Here is a 16,424-nt window from a genome sequence, read left to right as displayed (position 1 = left end):
CGATCGCCGGAAGCCGCCGCGCCGCCGTGCGGAACGTTCCCGACACCGGCGCCGCCCCCTCCCGCACCACCGCGCCCTCCGAGCGGGGGAAGAACTCGTACCAGGAACCGAACAACGCCCGCGTACGCTCCACGCGCAGCGGAAAGGCGGCCGAACGGGTGACCCGCTCCCGCAGCGGGAAACGGGCGAGCACCGCGGTCACCTGCGGCGCCAGCGCGGCCTTGAGGCGTGCGGCCGGGGACCGCAGGTCGTCCTGCAGCGCGTCTGCGGCGGACAGCAGGACCCGGCGCTCCGCGTCCCCGGGCACCCCTTGGGCGGCCCGCTCGTACAGCAGCGCGCCCTCTTCCAGCATCAGGCCGACGTCGACGCCGGCCGGAACCTTCACCTCCGCCGCGCGGCGCCATCCCGTCACCGGGTCCGCCCAGGCCTCCACGGCGTACGTCCAGAGTCCCTCCGCGTCCGGGGTGACCTCGGCGCCCCAGCGGTCACTGCCCGGGGAGACCTCCCGCATGGGCGTCCAGGGGCCGCACCGCTCGCCGGGGCCGAGCAGTACGACGTTGGCGCCGACCGCTTTGTGGCCCTCGCCGAAGAGGGTCGCTGTGACCTCGAAGGTCTCGCCGGGCACCGCCTTCGCGGGGCGGCGGCCGCCGTCGACGGCCGGGTGGACGTCCATGAGGGGAACGGGCAGCGCGGTGGCCGGGCGCGCCGCCCCCGGCAGGGGAGTGCCGCAACCCGACCCCGGGAAGGGCGTGCCGGGACGTGTCTCCGGTGCTGAAGTCATCGGACCCTCCTCCACAACCCTCGGAACCCGGGACGGGACGATCACCCCCGGAGTTCGGGGGCCGGCCGTGGCCGGCGCGATGCGCGCGGACGCAGATACTCCTCGGCGGCGTCGGCGGCGACGCGGGCCGTGCACTCGCCCATCAGCACGCACAGCGTGTACGCGGTGTTCTCGAACTGCCTCTGTACGGCGCGGTCGCAGGGGTGGGCGATCAGCAGCCTCTCCCATGACCGGTAGAGCTTGAGATGCCGCGCGACCTCGGCTTTTGCAGGCAGCAGCACCACACTGGTCACCTTCTTGTGTTCCGAGGGCGCGGCCGGGGCGACTGGCCTGGCGAAACCGGTTCCGCACCTCGAGGGACCGTCGGCTCGCGCCGTCGGGCTTCTGACTCATGGTGCACGGTCGGCCACGCAGCGTCTTGTTAGGCATTCAACGACCACTGCCGGGTGGTGGGTGGGCACTCCCGTGCGCTCGTGTTGCGCGAATGGAGTAGTGCTCCCACGCTGGTACTGACTCAGGAGCGATCAACGCTCACGCTTCGTGTTCGGGGCCCGGCCCGTACCGGCCGGGAGGAGGCGGGAGCCTCGCCGAGAGGAGCCAAGCGCAATGAAGTCGGCAATTCCCCGCTACTACCACGTGGACGTGGAGATCTGCCCGGAGAAGATCGACCAGGTCGGGCGCATTCTCGCCGCCCACCTCCGGCACTGGGGTCTGGAGATTCTCGTCGAGCCCGTCAGCCACTGCACCCGTGTCCTGCTCCGGGCCATCGAGGAGCACGGCACGGACAAGAAGACGGCCATCGAGATGTGGTGGAACGGACAGCACCTCATCACGGGCGTGTCCGACAACGACCGCGACCTGCCGGGTCCCCACTACGGACCGCAGGGATGCCTGGCGCAGATCGCCGCCCTGAGCGACGGCTGGGGAAGCTGCCCGGCGACCGACGGCAAGATCATCTGGTTCTCGTGCCGGGCCCGGACACCCGAGCACATCCCGCTCGCCTCCCTCTCCCCGACCCCCGGCGAGCCGACGGCGCTGCACGTGCCGCGTGCGGAGAGCGTGACCGTGCTCGCGGGGTCGACGCGGGCGTGACGTCCGGCCGGGGCGGCCCGGCGGCCGCACGCCGAGACCACCGGCCGCCCCGCCCCTCCATGAGGAAGGCAGACGCTTGCGCACCTGGACCGGATCCCCGTCCCCGCTCGGCGCCACGCACGACGGTGAAGGCACCAACTTCGCCCTGTTCAGCGAGGTCGCCGAGCGCGTCGTCCTGGTCCTCTTCCACGACGACGGCACCCATGACGACATCACCCTCTCCGAGGTCGACGGCTTCGTGTGGCACGGCTATCTGCCCGGCGTCGGACCCGGACAGCGCTACGCCTACCGCGTGCACGGCCCCTGGGACCCCGCCGCGGGCCACCGGTGCAACCCCGCCAAGCTGCTCCTCGACCCCTACGCCACCGCGATCGAGGGACAGACCGACAACGACGCCTCCCTGTACGAGCGGGCGGCGCACGGGCCGGACCCCGGCGACAGCGCAGGGCACACCCCGCTCTCGGTGGTCACCGACCCCTCCTTCCGCTGGGAGGACGACCAGCCGCCGCGGCGGCCGTACGCCGAGACCGTCGTCTACGAAACCCATGTCCGCGGCCTCACCCGCAGACATCCCGAAGTCCCGCCGGAACTGCGCGGCACCTACGCGGGCCTCGCGACCGACGCGGTCGTCGGCCATCTCACCTCCCTCGGGGTGACGGCCGTCGAACTGATGCCCGTGCACCAGTACGTGCAGGACGGGTTCCTGCGCGACCGGGGCCTGTCCAACTACTGGGGCTACGCGTCCATCGGCTTCTTCGCCCCGCACAACGGCTACGCCGCGCACGGCAGCCGCGGCGAACAGGTCACCGAGTTCAAGTCGATGGTCAAGCGGCTGCACGCGGCGGGGCTCGAAGTCATCCTCGACGTGGTCTACAACCACACCGCCGAAGGCAACGAGAACGGCCCCACCCTCGCGTTCCGCGGCATCGACAACGCCTCCTACTACCGGCTCGCGGAAGACGACCCGGCCCACTACTTCGACACCACGGGCACGGGCAACAGCCTGCTCATGCGGCATCCCAACGTCCTGCAACTGGTCATGGACTCACTGCGGTACTGGGTCACCGAGATGCACGTCGACGGGTTCCGTTTCGACCTCGCGGCCACACTGGCACGGCAGTTCCACGACGTGGACCGGCTCTCGGCGTTCTTCGACCTGGTCCAGCAGGACCCCGTGGTCGGCCGCGTCAAGCTCATCGCCGAGCCGTGGGACGTCGGCGACGGCGGCTACCAGGTCGGCAACTTCCCGCCCCTGTGGTCGGAGTGGAACGGCAAGTACCGGGACGCCGTACGGGACTTCTGGCGCAGCAAGGACCACACGCTCGCCGAGTTCGCCTCCCGTCTGACGGGCTCCTCCGACCTGTACCAGCACGACCGGCGCAGGCCGCGCGCCAGCGTCAACTTCGTCACCGCCCACGACGGCTTCACGCTGCGCGACCTCGTCTCGTACGACGAGAAGCACAACGAGGCCAACGGCGAGGACAACCAGGACGGCGAGAGCGACAACCGCTCCTGGAACTGCGGGGTGGAGGGCCCCACCCACGACCAGTGGGTCCTGGAGCTGCGCGCCCGGCAGCAGCGGAACCTCCTCGCCACCCTCATGCTCTCGCAGGGCATCCCGATGCTCGCCCACGGCGACGAGCTGGGCCGCACCCAGCACGGCAACAACAACGCCTACTGCCAGGACGACGAGACCTCCTGGGTCGACTGGGACCTCGACGACGAGCAGCACCAGCTGGTCGCCTTCACCCGGCGCGCCATCGCCCTGCGCGCCACGCACCCGGTGCTGCGCCGACGCCGCTTCTTCCGCGGCGAGGCCGCGGCACGCGCCCGCGGTCCGCTGCCCGACCTGGTGTGGCTGCGGCCCGACGCCCGCGAGATGACCGACGAGGACTGGCTGCGGCCCGACGCCCACGCCGTCGGGGTCTTCCTCAACGGCGACGCCATCGCCGAACCCGACTTCCAGGGCCGGGCCGTGGTCGACGACTCCTTCCTGCTCCTGCTCAACAGCTGCGGCGACCAGGTCGTCTTCCGGCTGCCCGACGCCGCGTACGGTGAACGCTGGGAGACCCGGCTCGACACCTCGGACCCGCGGGGCCTCTCGGACGAGACGGAACACAAGGCCGACGGCGAGATCCCCGTCGGACCGCGCAGCCTGCTCCTGCTGTCCCGCCCCTCGGAGGTGGCACGATGACCGACCACGAAGCCGTGCTGCGCGAACTGCTCAAGCGCGCGGGCCGGACGTACGCCGCGGAGGCGGGCATCAAGGCGGCCGACACCCCGCAGCCGCTCTACCGCACGCTCGTCCTCGCGAGCCTGCTGAGCGCCCGCATCCGCGCGTCCATCGCGGTGGCGACCTCGCGCGCGCTGTACGCGGCGGGCCTGCGCGGCCCCCGGGACATGGCCGACGCCACCTGGCAGCAGCGGGTCGACGCCCTCGGGGACGGCGGCTACCGGCGTTACGACGAACAGACAGCGACCCGGCTCGGCGACGCGGCCGCCCTCGTGCTCGACACCTGGCGCGGCGACCTGCGCCGCGTCCGCGCGGAGGCCGACGGCGACGTGGCCGCCGCGCGGCGGCTCCTGCAACGGGTGCCGGGCCTCGGCCCCACCGGCGCGGACATCTTCCTGCGCGAAGTGCAGGACGTCTGGCCGGAGTACGCGCCGTACGTCGACGGCAAGGCACTCCACGGCGCGGAACGCCTCGGGCTGCCGCAGGACGCGGCCGGTCTGATGCGGCTGAGGGGCGGGGCGCGGCCGGGGGTGGTGGCCGCGGCGCTGGTGCGGGCCGCCCTCGACCGGAAGCTGGTGGAGCAGTGTCTGGAACGGGCGGGCGGGTAGGCCGTCCCGGAGTGCGCGCTCGCCCTCCCCGGCTTACGTTGAGGCCGGAAGGTCACCCCCCCGGCGAGGAGGAGCCCATGGCGGGCAACGGCGGCATGGACAAGGCAAAAGGCAAGGCCAAGGAGATGGCGGGAAAGGTCACCGGGAACCGCGAACGGCAGGTCCAGGGCAAGGTCGACCAGGCCCGCGGGGACGCCAAGAAGGCGATGCACGACGCGCGGGAGCGCGCCCGGAAGGCTGATCCGTCCTTGGGGCGCGACAAGGGCTGACGCGAGCCTGCGCGCCGTTCACGGCCGCTGCTTCCGCCGCTTCCGCTGCTGCGGTCCCGGGTGCTCCCGGGGGTGTGGTGCGGGGGCGGCGGCCGTCGTTCGCACGGCCGTGCGAGCCGCCCCCCAGGGGCCGGGGGCCCTCACCGCCTCGGCCGGGAGCTCACGATGAAGCGGGCCCCGTCCGGGTCGCGCAGGATCGCCTCCTCCATGCCGGAGCCCTCGTACACCGCGCTGCCGCCGTGGGCCTGGGCGGCCCGGACGCAGGCCGCCACGTCGGCGACGGCGAAGTGGATCTCCCAGCGCGGCCGGACCGTGGGGTCGGGCGCGGCCTCCACGGCGCCCGAGTGGATACGGGCCACGACGTCGCCCTGGCTGCGCAGCACGACCTCGTTGTCCTCGTAACGCACTTCGCAGCAGCCGGTCTCAGCGGACTCCCAGCCGAGGACCTCCGCGTAGAAGATGGCCGCGTCGAAGGCGTCCCGGGTGTGCAGTTTGACGAAGACCGGTGCCGCCCTGCGCCAGTCCTCCCAGCCCGACACCAGCTCGCCCTCCCAGATGCCGAAGACGGCGCCGTCCCGGTCGGCGAGGAGGGCCGCCCGCCCCGGGGGGAAGGACAGCGGCCCCACGGCGGTCGTCCCGCCGCGCTCCTGGCTGCGGGCCACGGTGTCGTCCGCGCTGCACACGGCGAAGTACGGGGTCCAGGCCACGGCCATCCGCCCGACGCTGTCCACGGCCGCGACCCCGGCCACCGGCACTCCGTTCACGCTCGCGAACCGGTACTGCTCGCCGAGCCTGCCGGTGCGCCACTCCCAGCCGAGCACGGCGTGGTAGAACGCCTCGGCTGCCGCCAGGTCGCGCGTGGTCAGAGTGACCCAGCAGGGTGCGCCGAACACCGAGTGGCTGGCGACGACCTCGCTTGCGGTTGTTCCGTGACTGTTCATGCGCCGTACCCGTTCTGCGGTCGATGTCTGGCGGCCGGGCGAGGTCGCGAACCCGCGCGACGCCGCTTCCGGAGACACCACGCAGTCACCACGCCGGTGGTGCGGGCCGGAACGTCCGGGGCCGGCACCGTGGGCTCGTGGCCCCTCGGCACCATCATCCCCTCCTGTCGTGCCGCGCGCCCCGCAGAGCCATCTGGCGCGTCGATCTGGGACAGGGCCGGGAACAGGGGCGGGCGCGGCGCGGGCCCTGGGCGGCGGCCGCGCGGCGCGGGAACGCATGGCTCCCCTCCATGGTCGTTCCCACGCCGGCTCGTCCTCCCTGCTGGGGCGCGCGGGAGTCGCCCCAGGAACGGCTGGGAGGGCGGGAAGCCGGGGCCCTTGTGTCCGCTGCGGTGGATCCGAGGGCTCCGGCTGTCTTCGGCCGTCCTGTCCTGTCAGCGGCCCGAGGTCTGGGAGCCGGAGGTCGCGGCACCGGGCGGGGTCTCAGCCCGGGGTGCTCGCCTCAGGTCCGGACAGTAGCCGGGCCCGGCAGGGCACTGCCACGGCGCGCGGACCGTCGCACCGCAGCAAGAGCGGGCGCATCGGTGCCGGGGGCTGGTGCCGCACCAGGCAGAAACGGGTGTCCGGACGGGCCCGCGTACACCCGTCGGCTCCCTCGGCCGCTGACGCCGTCCAGAGGCGACGTGCTCGGCGCCCGCCCTTCCCCCGCGCCCGGCGGGCGGGCGCGTACCGGTACGCACGTACACGTACACGAACGCGAAGGGGGAGGGCGGACGCCGTCATCGGATCATCGTTGGCGCACGGGCCGGTCGACGGACCGGTCAGGCAACGATGCCGCTGTCGTCGATGACGATCTTCTTGGCGGTGGAGCCGGAGCGGCTGCCGAGGGCCTCGATGGCCTTGACGACGTCCTCACCCTCGACGACCTCGCCGAAGACGACGTGCTTGTTGTCCAGCCACGGCGTGACGACGGTGGTGACGAAGAACTGCGAACCGTTGGTGCCGGGGCCCGCGTTGGCCATGCTCAGCAGGAACGGCCGGTCGTGCTTGAGCTTGAAGTTCTCGTCGGCGAACTTCTCGCCGTAGATGCTCTTGCCGCCGGTGCCGTTGCCGTTGGTGAAGTCGCCGCCCTGGAGCATGAACTCGGGGATGACGCGGTGGAAGGGGGAACCCTTGTAGCCGTAGCCGTTCTGGCCGGTGGCCAGCTCACGGAAGTTGCGGGCCGTCTGGGGGACGACGTCGTCGAAAAGGCGGAAGACGATACGGCCGAGGCTCTCGCCGTTGGCGGACACATTGAAGTAGACGTTCTCACTCATGGCCCCGATTCTCCACGACGGGCCCGCGTGCGTCGAAACGGCATCGCCCAGGAACCTCCGCCGAACCTCCGCTCTCCGTGGAATCGGCCCGCCCCGGCCCTCCGGTCCACGGCCACGTGTGACATGTTCGAGGCGACATCGGACCCGCACGCGCGGGTCAGGGACGGGAGCGCTGACGGTGACAATGCGGACCATTTCGCTGGTCGACGGGCCGGTGGAGCTGCGCGGTGCGCTGGATCTGGAGCGCACACCGGCCGGAGTGATGCCGCGCCGGCTGCCCGCGTGGACCACGGAGCAGTACCAGGACCCGGCCGTCCACGGGGTGACGATGATGCCCTCGGGCGTACGCCTCGTGTTCCGCACCGACGCGTGCGCGCTGGAGCTCGAGGTCCTCACCTCCACCGGGCAGCTCGACAGCGACGAGGAACCGCGCCCCACCGGGCTCGTCGAACTCCGTGTGGACGGCGTCCTCGCCGGGCGAGTGCAGGCGCCGGTGGGCAACGTGCTGCGGATGGCCGGGCCTGGCGCCGAGCAGCGCCTTATCCCGGGCGAACCGGGCGTCGTACGGTTCACGGGACTGCGGCCCGGCATGAAGGACGTCGAGCTGTGGCTCCCGCAGCAGACCCCCACGGAACTGGTGGCGCTGCGCGCCGACGGCGAGGTGCGGGCGCCGCTGCCGGACGGCCGCCGCCGCTGGGTGCATCACGGCAGCTCCATCAGCCACTGCGTGGAGGCCGACGGACCGACCGGCACCTGGCCGGCCGTGGCGGCCGCGCTCGGGGGAGTGGAGGTGATCAACCTCAGCCTGGCGGGCAACGCCCTCCTCGACCCGTACGTGGCCCGCACGATCCGCGATCTGCCCGCCGACCTGATCAGCCTCAAGGTGGGCATCAACATCGTGGGTCTCGCCGCGTTCCGGCTGCGGACGTTCGGGCCCGCCGTGCACGGCTTCCTGGACACGATCAGGGAAGGGCACCCCGACACCCCGCTCCTGCTGATGTCCCCGGTGAGCTGCCCCGCCCTGGAGGAGAGCCCGGGACCGGCCGGACCGGGCCCCGACGGCAGGATCGTGGCGCTGGGGGACCCGGACGACGTGGCCGGCGGCGCGCTGACGCTTGCGGTGGTGCGGGAGGAGCTGGAGCGGATCGCCGTGGCCCGCGGGGCGCGGGACCCGCATCTGCACCACCTCGACGGGCGCGAGCTGCTCGGCCCGGACGAGGCGGACGACCTGACCGACGGCCTGCATCCGAACGCCACCGCGTACCGGCGGATGGGCAAGCGCTTCGCCGCCCGCGCCTTCGCCGACGACGGCCCCTTCGGACGCACGATCGACCACGTGCGAGGATGAACCTGACCACATGGAAAGATGGTGGTCATGAACATGCACCACAGGAACAACGTGACGGTCACCGGCCGCGACGACGGGCCGGTGGTGGTGCTCGCGCACGGCTTCGGCTGTGACCAGAACATGTGGCGCCTGATCGTCCCGGCACTGGCCGAGCAGTACCGGGTGGTGTTGTTCGACTACGTCGGGTCCGGCGGCTCCGACCTGTCCGCCTGGGACCCCGAGCGGTACGCGTCACTCGACGGGTACGCCCGCGACGTCGTGGAGGTCTGCGCGGAACTCGACCTCCGGCGGGCGGTGTTCGTGGGGCACTCCGTCAGCGCCATGGTCGGTGTGCTCGCCGCCGCGAGCGCGCCGGAGCGGATCGGCGCCCTGGTGATGGTGGCCCCCTCGCCCCGCTACATCGACGACGACGGCTACCGCGGCGGCTTCGGCGCCGAGGACATCGAGGAGCTCCTCGAATCCCTGGAGGCGAACTACCTCGGCTGGTCATCGGCCATGGCCCCGGTGATCATGGGCAACCCGGAGCGGCCCGAACTCGGCCAGGAGCTGACCAACAGCTTCTGCGCGACCGACCCCGACATCGCCCGCGTCTTCGCGCGCACGACGTTCCTGTCCGACAGCCGCGAGGACCTGAGGAGCGTGTCCGTGCCGACGCTGGTGCTCGACTGCGCCGAGGACGTCATCGCGCCGCGCGAGGTCGGCGCCTACGTCCAGGCGGCCGTCCCCGGCTCCCGCCTCGTCACGCTGCCCGCCACCGGACACTGCCCGCAGCTCAGCGCCCCCGAAGCCACCGCGGAAGCGATACTCGACTTTCTGCGCACGCCGCGGTGATGGGACGCAACCGCCACGGCGCGGACCCGTCCGGCACCGGGGACGACGCGGGCGTGGACGCCAGGTTCACCGCCCTCCTCGAGGACAGTGCCGAGGAGCTGTACGAGTCGGCTCCCTGCGGATACCTCTCCACGATGATGGACGGCACGATCGCCAGGATCAACGCCACCCTGCTCGGCTGGCTCGGCCTGGACCGCGCGGACGTCGTGGGGCGCAAGCGCTTCGCCGACCTGCTCACCGTCGGCGGCAAGCTCTACCACGAGACGCACTTCGCGCCGCTGCTGCGGATGCGGGGCGAAGTGGGGGGCGTCGCCCTGGAGATGCGCGGCGCCGACGGCGGCAGGCTGCCGGTCCTCGTCTCCTCCGTCGTCAAGTACGGCACCGAGGGCGAGCCGCTGCTGATCCGCACCACCGTCTTCGACGCCTCCGACCGCCGCTCCTACGAAGAGGAACTGCTGCGCCGCCGCCGGGACGCCGAACAGGCGCACGCCGAGGCCGAGCGGGCCCGCGCCGAGGCCGAGCGGGCCCGCGCCGAGGCCGAGCAGGCCCGCGCCGAAGCCGAGGAGGCCCGGTCGCAGGCGGAGGCCGACCGGTCCCGCCTCGCCGACGCCCTCGCCGTGCTGCAGCAGTCCCTCGTGCCCGCCTCGCTGCCCGAGGTGCCGGGTCTGGAGACGGCCGTCTACTACCACACGGCCTCCGCCGACCGGCTCGGCGGCGACTTCTACGACCTGTTCCCCCTCGACGGCACCCGCTGGGCCTTCTTCCTCGGCGACGTGTGCGGCAAGGGCCCCGAGGCCGCGTCCCTGACCTCGCTGACCCGTTACACCCTGCGGGCCGCCGCCCTGCACGACCCCGATCCCACGGCGGCGCTCACCACCCTCAACGCCGTCCTGCACGAGCGGTACGCGGGCGGCGGCGACCCCCGCTACTGCACCGTCGTCTTCGGCGTCGTCGAACCCGGCGGCGACGGCAGCGCCACCGTGCGCCTCGCCTCCGGCGGGCATCCCCCCGCCCTCGTGCTGCGCGCCGACGGCCGCGCCGACTACCTGCCGACGCCGGGCGGGCTGCTCGTCGGGATCCTCCCCACCGCCCCCGTGGGAACCGTCGAGACCACCCTCGCCCCCGGCGAGACGCTGCTGCTCTACACCGACGGCCTCACCGAGGCCCGCACCGGCCCCGCCCGTGACCAGTTGTTCGGCGACGACGCCCTGCTCGCCTTCGGCGGTGCCCAGGCCCCTGCCTCGCCCCAGGAGACGGTCGCCGCGCTGACGACGCTGCTGCGAGGCTTCGGTGACGGTCTGGACGACGACACCGCCCTGCTCGCCCTCGGCGTCCCCGCCCTCCCTCCACCCGCCCGCCGCCCGGCAACGGACCGACCCTCATGAACCCGTTGAACATCACCCTCAGAGACACCGCCGCAGGCCCCGTCCTGCACGTGGCGGGCGAACTCGACTACGCGCACGCGGCCACCCTGCGCCAGCAGGTCGACCAGCTCGTCCTGAAGCCGGACCAATGGCTCGTCATCGACCTGTCCGGCCTCGAATTCTGCGACTCCAGCGGGATCACCGCCCTCCTCGCGGCCCGCCAGCACGCGCACACCGCGGGCGCCGACATCGCCCTGGCCGCCGTCCCCGCCAAGACGATGCGCGTGCTGACCATCGTCGGCCTCGACCGGATCTTCACCATCCGCCCCGCCGCCGACACCGTGTGAGAGCCCGGCTCACGTCCCGCGGTGGGCGTTCGGACGCCGGTGCGGCGGCTGGTCGAGGGCGGGGCGCGGCTTGAGCTCGGGGACCTCCCGGCTGCGCGACTCCCCGGAGCCGAGGGTGAGCGCCTCGCCGTAGTGGTCGATCGTCAGCTCGGGACCGTCGAGCAGCGTGTACGTGACCGCCGTCGCACGGACCTCCACGCGCAGACACCGCCCGAGGACCTCCAGTTTGAAGGCGATGCGGCTCAGCCGCTCCGGCAGCCGGGGCGTGAAGCGAAGGGTCTCCCCGCGCCGCCGCATCCCGCCGAAACCGGCGACCAGGGCCGTCCACGTCCCGGCGAGCGAGGCGATGTGCAGCCCGTCCCGGGTGTTGTTCTCCAGGTCGTTCAGATCCATCAGGGCCGCCTCGACCAAGTAGTCGTAGGCGAGCCCCAGATGGCCGGTGCGGGCCGCGATCACGGCCTGGCTGCACGCGGACAGGGACGAGTCGCGGACGGTCAGCGGCTCGTAGTAGGCGAAGTTGCGCGCCTGGTGCTCCTCGTCGAAGAACTCGGAGCAGGTGTACATGGCGAGCACCAGATCGGCCTGCTTGACGACCTGCTTGCGGTACAGGTCGAAGTAGGGGAAGTGCAGCATCAGCGGATACTGGTCGGGCCGTGTCGCCGCGAAGTCCCAGTGCTGGTGGCGGGTGAAACCGGCGTGCTGCTCGTGCACCTGGAGTTCGCTGTTGTACGGGATGTGCACGGACTCCGCGGCGTCCCGCCAGGCCGCGCTCTCCTCGTCGTCGACGCCGAGCGCGACGGCCTGCTCCGGGTGGCGCTCGGCGAAGTCGGCCGCCGCGAGCAGATTGGTGCGGGCCATCAGGTTGGTGTACGTGTTGTCGTCGGCGATCGCGCTGTACTCGTCGGGTCCGGTGACGCCGTCGATGTGGAACGTGCCGTGGGCGTCGTGATGGCCGAGCGAGCGCCACAGCCGGGCCGTCTCCACCAGGAGCTCGACACCGGCGTCCCGGGCGAACTGCTCGTCGCCGGTGGCGCACACGTAGCGCACCACGGCGTCCGCGATGTCGGCGTTGACGTGGAAGGCGGCGGTACCGGCAGGCCAGTACGCGGACCCCTCCGAGCCCTCGATGGTGCGCCAGGGGAACGCCGCTCCCCGCAGACCGAGCTGCTGAGCCCGCTCGCGCGCCGCGGGCAGCGTCGAGTGGCGCCAGCGCAGCGCTTCGGCGACCGCGTCCGGGGCGGTGTAGGTGAGCAGCGGCAGGACGAAGGTCTCGGTGTCCCAGAAGGCGTGCCCGTCGTAGCCGGAGCCGGTGAGGCCCTTCGCCGGGATCGCCCGCCGCTCGGCCCGCGCGCCCGCCTGGAGGACGTGGAACAGCGCGAAGCGGACGGCCTGCTGGATCTCCTCGTCACCGTCGACCTCGACGTCCGCGTGCCCCCAGAACTCCTCCAGGTAGGCGCGCTGGTCGCGCAGGAGCCCCGTCCAGCCGGTGTCGGTGGCCGCCGCGAGGGCCGCGTCGACCTGGTCGCTCACGGCGGGCAGGGACCGTGTGCTCGACCAGCCGTAGGCCACGAGCTTCTCCAGGCGCAGCCGCTGTCCGGGGGCCAGGACGGAGGTGACGGTGAGCCGGGCGACGTCGTCCCCGGACTCACCGCTCGTCCGCGTCCTGTCGGGTCCGTCGACGGTGTGGTCGGCCGCCGCGGCGACCCGCAGGCCGCTGCGCCGGGTGCGGTGCACGAGGCGCAGCCGTCCGTCGCGCGCGAGGTGCTCCTCCGGGGCCAGGGGGGAGTCGAGCACGGCAGCGGCGCGCGGATCCCGCGGCGACTTCGGCAGTTGTTCGTTGGTCACGAGCTCCGACTGGACGACGACACGGACCTCGCTGTCGACGGCCTCGACCTCGTAGGCGACGGCGGCCACCGACCGGTGCGTGAAGGACACCAGGCGGGTGGAGCGCACCCGCACGGTGCGGCCGGCCGGCGAGGTCCACTCGCAGGTCCGCCGCAGCACGCCCGCGCGCAGGTCCAGGACCCGCTCGTGGGAGATCAGACGGCCGTAGCGCAGGTCGAAGGGCTCGTCGTCCACGAGGAGCCGGATGACCTTGCCGTTGGTCACGTTGATGACGGTCTGGCCGGACTCCGGATAGCCGTAGCCCGCCTCGGCGTAGGGCAGCGGGTGCACCTCGTGGACACCGTTGAGGTAGGAGCCGGGCAGACCGTGCGGTTCGCCCTCGTCCAGGTTGCCGCGCCAGCCGACGTGCCCGTTGGCCAGGGCGAACACGGACTCGCTCTGCGGCAGCACGTCCAGGTTCAGGACGTTCTCGCGCAGGCACCAGGGCTCGACCCCGTACGACGCGTGCGTGATCATGCCTGGCCTCCGAGCTCCGCGAGGTCCTGTACGACCCGGTCCGCGCCGTGGGCGCGCAGCGCGTCCGCCTGCCCGACGCGGTCCACGCCGACGACATAGCCGAAGTGGCCCGAGCGGCCCGCGTCCATACCGGCGAGCGCGTCCTCGAAGACCGCGGCCTGCGCCGCCTCGACACCGAGATCGGCGGCCGCGGCGAGGAACGTGTCGGGCAGCGGCTTGCCGGGCAGCTTCCGCTCGGCGGCGACGACCCCGTCGATCCGTACGTCGAAGAGGGGTTCGGCGTCGATCGCCCGCAGCACGTCGCGGCAGTTGGCGCTGGAGGAGACCACGGCTGTGCGCAGCCCCTCGGCCCGCACCGCCCGGACGTAGCGCAGGGTCCCGTCGTACGCCTCCACGCCGCCGGAGCGGATCTTCTCCAGGAGGAGTTCGTTCTTGCGGTTGCCGAGGCCCCGCACCGTCGGCCGGTCCGGCGGGTCGTCCGGGTCCCCCTCGGGCAACTCGATGCCGCGTGCGGCCAGGAAGGAGCGCACCCCGTCCGCGCGTGGCTTGCCGTCCACGTACTCGTCGTACTCGGCGCCCTTGTCGAACGGCTGGAAGCCGTCTCCCTCCCGCTCGCGCAGGAACGCGTCGAAGGCCTCCTTCCAGGCAGCCGCGTGCACGACGGCCGTTTTGGTGATCACCCCGTCCAGGTCGAAGAGGCAGGCGCGGACGGTGTCGGGGAGGCCGAGCTTCGTGGTGTGAGGAGCGCGTTTCGTCATGAAAGGCACCTTCCCCGTCGTGCGCTGATCAACAAGGGGCGGGGCGCCGGGTCACCCGCTGGGACCCGGACCCGCCCCCCCGGCCGCTACAGCAGGTCCCGCGGCACGGTCTCGTTCCAGGTCCGCGAGAACACCCGTTTGCCGTCCTCGTAGCCGTCCAGCGTGGCGTCGACACGGAAGTCGCTCTCGTCGCAGGTGAGCACGGTGCGGGTCTCCACGCGGACGTCCCACTCCTCGCGGTGGAAGCTCATCGTCCAGGCGGATTCGCCGCTCGCGGAGGTGAAGTCGTCGGCCACGGAGGTGTAGCGCTCGTAGGCGCGGCGGCCGACGTCGAGGCCGATCTCGTCGACGCGGACGACACCGCGGTCCTTCACGATCTCCAGCTCGGCCGCGTAGTCCACGAGGTCGCGGGTGACCCGCCAGCGCTGCTCGGGGACGGTGACCTGGGTGCTCGACGGGGGCTCGGTGCCCTCCGGCTCGCCGAACGGTTCCTGCGGCGGCTCGCCGCCGTCGCCCGGGGGCCGCACCGGCAGCGTCAGGACGCCGGCGGCGTCGTGCACGGTCAGGAGCACCGGCTCGGGCGGCGGCCAGGCCAGCGGCCAGTAGGACGTGGACAGGGACAGCCGGATGCGGTGGCCCGCGGGGAAGGACTGCGCGACGCCGTTGAGCGGGACGGTCACCCGGTAGCGGCGCCCCGGTTCGAGGGGCCGCGGCGCGTCCTCGCCGCCGTCCCGCCGGGTGAGGTTGAGGAGGCCGTACGTGACCCGCGTCGCGGAGCCGCGCGGTGCGACGTCGGACAGACGGGCCGCGACCATGGCGACGGGCCCGCTCGCGGACACGTCGAGTTCGACGGTCGGCGAGCCGAGGATCTCCACGCGCTCGGTGAGCGGTTCGGTCTCGAAGACCAGCGAGCCGCCGTCCTCCTCGCGCTGGTCGTAGGGCAGGTCCGGCGGGGCGTTGTAGGAGGCCCATTTGCCGGCGAACTGCCCCACGGACAACGGCGACTGCACAGCCATACCCTCGCCGTGCTCGCTCCCGCCGTCCTCGTCGCCGCCCCCGGGGCTCACCGCGCGCAGGCCGCCGCCGGACAGCCGGTAGCCCACCGGTGTGATCCGCGGCGACGGCCAGGCGGTTTCGGCGACCCACCGGCCGGGGCGCTCCTCGTACGAGGTGGAGGGCGGCACGCTCTCCTGCATCCACGCCCACAGCATGGGCCCGTCCATCACGCCGTTGTCGACTCCCTTGAGCCAGTGGTCCCACCAGCGGACGACCTCCTGGAGGTAGCCGATGGCCGGGCCGGGCTCGCCGAGGTGCGGGAACTTGTGCGACCAGGGACCGACGAGGCCCTTGCGGGGCACGTCGAGACGGCCGAGGAGCCGGGTCACGGCGTTGGAGTAGCCGTCCGCCCAGCCGCTGGACGCCAGCACGGGACAGCCCACCGCCCGGTAGTCCTCGCAGACCGAGGCGTGCCGCCAGTAGTCGTCGCGGCGCTGGTGGCGCAGCCATTCGAGGACCCAGGGCCGGCTCCCTTCGAGGCGTTCGTGCCACATCTCGCGCCACCGCGGGCCCACGACCGCCGGGTCGGGCGGGCAGGTGCCGTAGGCGAACATGGTGCCCGCCTCCGCGAGGTTGTCGGAGAGGAGGGTCCCGCCCATGTAGTGCATGTCGTCGGAGTACCGGTCGTCGGTGAAGGACGAGATGACGATGGCGCCGAGGCTCGGCGGCCGGCGCGCGGCGACCTGGAGGGCCGCGAACGCGCCCCAGGAGAGTCCCATCATGCCGGTGGTGCCGTCGCACCAGGGCTGGTCGGCGAGCCAGGCGAGCACGTCCTCGGCGTCCGTCTGCTCCTGCTCCAGGTACTCGTCGCGCAGGACGCCCTCGGAGTCGCCCGTGCCGCGCAGGTCGACGCGGACGCAGGCGTAGCCGTGCCCGGCCATGTAGGGGTGGTGGATCGCGTCGCGCTCCGCTGTCAGATCGCGTTTGCGGTACGGGATGTACTCCAGGATCGCCGGTACGGGATCGCTGTCGGAGGAGGTGGGCCGCCAGACGCGGGCCGACAGCAGGGTGCCGTCGGAGGTGGGGATGGTGACGTGGTCGTCGGTCTTCGTGTCGTACGGGAGGTTGCTCACGTAACGCATCAGCCGTTGTCGCTCCTTACTGGCGGTTCCTGCCCCG

The 16,424-nt window shown here is 72.6% G+C and carries 15 protein-coding genes; 8 read left to right on the top strand and 7 right to left on the bottom strand.

Features of this window, described 5'->3' with window-relative positions:
* Together GPA10_RS29075 and GPA10_RS29070 are read right to left on the bottom strand one after the other, a co-directional pair.
* The coding region (locus GPA10_RS29075) for a maltotransferase domain-containing protein (protein ID WP_246259994.1) at positions 1–673 on the bottom strand (673 nt) is incomplete at its 3' end.
* A gap of 149 nt (positions 674–822) precedes the next feature.
* Positions 823–1,074 (bottom strand): DUF5133 domain-containing protein, encoded by a 252-nt coding sequence (locus GPA10_RS29070; protein WP_343041434.1) that lies wholly within the window; start codon positions 1,072–1,074, stop codon positions 823–825.
* A gap of 313 nt (positions 1,075–1,387) precedes the next feature.
* Between GPA10_RS29070 and GPA10_RS29065 the strand changes: the two genes are divergently transcribed.
* The 4 genes from GPA10_RS29065 to GPA10_RS29050 all read left to right on the top strand — a co-directional run bounded on the left by GPA10_RS29065 (position 1,388) and on the right by GPA10_RS29050 (position 4,983).
* On the top strand, positions 1,388–1,873 hold the full coding sequence (locus GPA10_RS29065; protein ID WP_157168070.1) for a pep a2: 486 nt from the start codon (positions 1,388–1,390) through the stop codon (positions 1,871–1,873).
* Between the two features lie 76 nt (positions 1,874–1,949).
* Complete coding sequence (gene glgX / locus GPA10_RS29060) at positions 1,950–4,067, top strand: glycogen debranching protein GlgX (protein ID WP_157168069.1); 2,118 nt, start codon at positions 1,950–1,952, stop codon at positions 4,065–4,067.
* Positions 4,064–4,714: an endonuclease gene (locus GPA10_RS29055; protein ID WP_157168068.1), complete on the top strand. Its 651-nt coding sequence runs from the start codon at positions 4,064–4,066 to the stop codon at positions 4,712–4,714. The genes glgX and GPA10_RS29055 overlap by 4 nt, the downstream gene beginning before the upstream one ends.
* Positions 4,715–4,791: 77 nt before the next feature.
* A complete protein-coding gene (locus GPA10_RS29050) occupies positions 4,792–4,983 on the top strand; it encodes a CsbD family protein (RefSeq protein ID WP_058850886.1) in 192 nt (63 codons plus the stop codon).
* A gap of 140 nt (positions 4,984–5,123) precedes the next feature.
* On the opposite strand, the gene GPA10_RS29045 is transcribed toward GPA10_RS29050, so the two are convergent.
* The gene (locus GPA10_RS29045) at positions 5,124–5,924 is read right to left on the bottom strand and encodes a VOC family protein (RefSeq protein ID WP_157168067.1); all 801 of its coding nucleotides are present in this window, start codon (positions 5,922–5,924) and stop codon (positions 5,124–5,126) included.
* Between the two features lie 821 nt (positions 5,925–6,745).
* Complete coding sequence (locus GPA10_RS29040) at positions 6,746–7,240, bottom strand: peptidylprolyl isomerase (protein ID WP_058850888.1); 495 nt, start codon at positions 7,238–7,240, stop codon at positions 6,746–6,748.
* A gap of 184 nt (positions 7,241–7,424) precedes the next feature.
* On the opposite strand from GPA10_RS29040, the gene GPA10_RS29035 reads away from it, so the two are divergent.
* Genes GPA10_RS29035 through GPA10_RS29020 form a run of 4 tightly spaced genes read left to right on the top strand, consistent with a single transcriptional unit; the run spans position 7,425 to position 11,130 of the window.
* The gene (locus tag GPA10_RS29035; RefSeq protein WP_157168066.1) at positions 7,425–8,588 is read left to right on the top strand and encodes a GDSL-type esterase/lipase family protein; all 1,164 of its coding nucleotides are present in this window, start codon (positions 7,425–7,427) and stop codon (positions 8,586–8,588) included.
* A gap of 27 nt (positions 8,589–8,615) precedes the next feature.
* Positions 8,616–9,419, top strand: a complete 804-nt coding sequence (locus GPA10_RS29030) for an alpha/beta fold hydrolase (RefSeq protein WP_157168065.1) — start codon at positions 8,616–8,618, stop codon at positions 9,417–9,419.
* Positions 9,419–10,804 (top strand): PP2C family protein-serine/threonine phosphatase, encoded by a 1,386-nt coding sequence (locus GPA10_RS29025; RefSeq protein WP_157168064.1) that lies wholly within the window; start codon positions 9,419–9,421, stop codon positions 10,802–10,804. The genes GPA10_RS29030 and GPA10_RS29025 overlap by 1 nt, the downstream gene beginning before the upstream one ends.
* Positions 10,801–11,130, top strand: coding sequence for an STAS domain-containing protein (locus GPA10_RS29020; RefSeq protein WP_157168063.1), 330 nt, complete (start codon positions 10,801–10,803; stop codon positions 11,128–11,130). Before GPA10_RS29025 ends, GPA10_RS29020 begins: the two co-directional genes overlap by 4 nt.
* A 9-nt stretch (positions 11,131–11,139) precedes the next feature.
* On the opposite strand, the gene GPA10_RS29015 is transcribed toward GPA10_RS29020, so the two are convergent.
* The 3 genes from GPA10_RS29015 to GPA10_RS29005 form a co-directional block, all read right to left on the bottom strand.
* The gene (locus GPA10_RS29015) at positions 11,140–13,491 is read right to left on the bottom strand and encodes a glycoside hydrolase family 65 protein (protein ID WP_157168062.1); all 2,352 of its coding nucleotides are present in this window, start codon (positions 13,489–13,491) and stop codon (positions 11,140–11,142) included.
* Positions 13,488–14,249 carry an HAD family hydrolase gene (locus tag GPA10_RS29010; protein ID WP_058850893.1) on the bottom strand — a complete coding sequence of 254 codons (762 nt, stop codon included), beginning with the start codon at positions 14,247–14,249 and terminating at the stop codon, positions 13,488–13,490. Before GPA10_RS29010 ends, GPA10_RS29015 begins: the two co-directional genes overlap by 4 nt.
* Positions 14,250–14,335: 86 nt before the next feature.
* A complete protein-coding gene (locus GPA10_RS29005) occupies positions 14,336–16,387 on the bottom strand; it encodes a CocE/NonD family hydrolase (RefSeq protein WP_157168061.1) in 2,052 nt (683 codons plus the stop codon).
* Between the last annotated feature and the right edge of the window lie 37 nt (positions 16,388–16,424).

It is taken from the genome of Streptomyces typhae, assembly GCF_009755605.1.
Taxonomy (GTDB): domain Bacteria; phylum Actinomycetota; class Actinomycetes; order Streptomycetales; family Streptomycetaceae; genus Streptomyces; species Streptomyces typhae.
The sequence above is the reverse complement of the archived record's forward strand: the minus strand, read 5'-3'. Positions and strand labels throughout refer to the sequence as shown.

Coding starts and splice junctions, on each gene's coding strand:
- GPA10_RS29055 (WP_157168068.1), top strand. CDS start 4,064: ATGACCGACCACGAAGCCGTGCTGCGCGAACTGCTCAAGCGCGCGGGC.
- GPA10_RS29005 (WP_157168061.1), bottom strand. CDS start 16,387: ATGCGTTACGTGAGCAACCTCCCGTACGACACGAAGACCGACGACCAC.
- GPA10_RS29020 (WP_157168063.1), top strand. CDS start 10,801: ATGAACCCGTTGAACATCACCCTCAGAGACACCGCCGCAGGCCCCGTC.
- GPA10_RS29045 (WP_157168067.1), bottom strand. CDS start 5,924: ATGAACAGTCACGGAACAACCGCAAGCGAGGTCGTCGCCAGCCACTCG.
- GPA10_RS29010 (WP_058850893.1), bottom strand. CDS start 14,249: ATGACGAAACGCGCTCCTCACACCACGAAGCTCGGCCTCCCCGACACC.
- GPA10_RS29040 (WP_058850888.1), bottom strand. CDS start 7,240: ATGAGTGAGAACGTCTACTTCAATGTGTCCGCCAACGGCGAGAGCCTC.
- GPA10_RS29030 (WP_157168065.1), top strand. CDS start 8,616: ATGAACATGCACCACAGGAACAACGTGACGGTCACCGGCCGCGACGAC.
- GPA10_RS29050 (WP_058850886.1), top strand. CDS start 4,792: ATGGCGGGCAACGGCGGCATGGACAAGGCAAAAGGCAAGGCCAAGGAG.
- GPA10_RS29065 (WP_157168070.1), top strand. CDS start 1,388: ATGAAGTCGGCAATTCCCCGCTACTACCACGTGGACGTGGAGATCTGC.
- GPA10_RS29035 (WP_157168066.1), top strand. CDS start 7,425: ATGCGGACCATTTCGCTGGTCGACGGGCCGGTGGAGCTGCGCGGTGCG.
- GPA10_RS29025 (WP_157168064.1), top strand. CDS start 9,419: ATGGGACGCAACCGCCACGGCGCGGACCCGTCCGGCACCGGGGACGAC.
- GPA10_RS29015 (WP_157168062.1), bottom strand. CDS start 13,491: ATGATCACGCACGCGTCGTACGGGGTCGAGCCCTGGTGCCTGCGCGAG.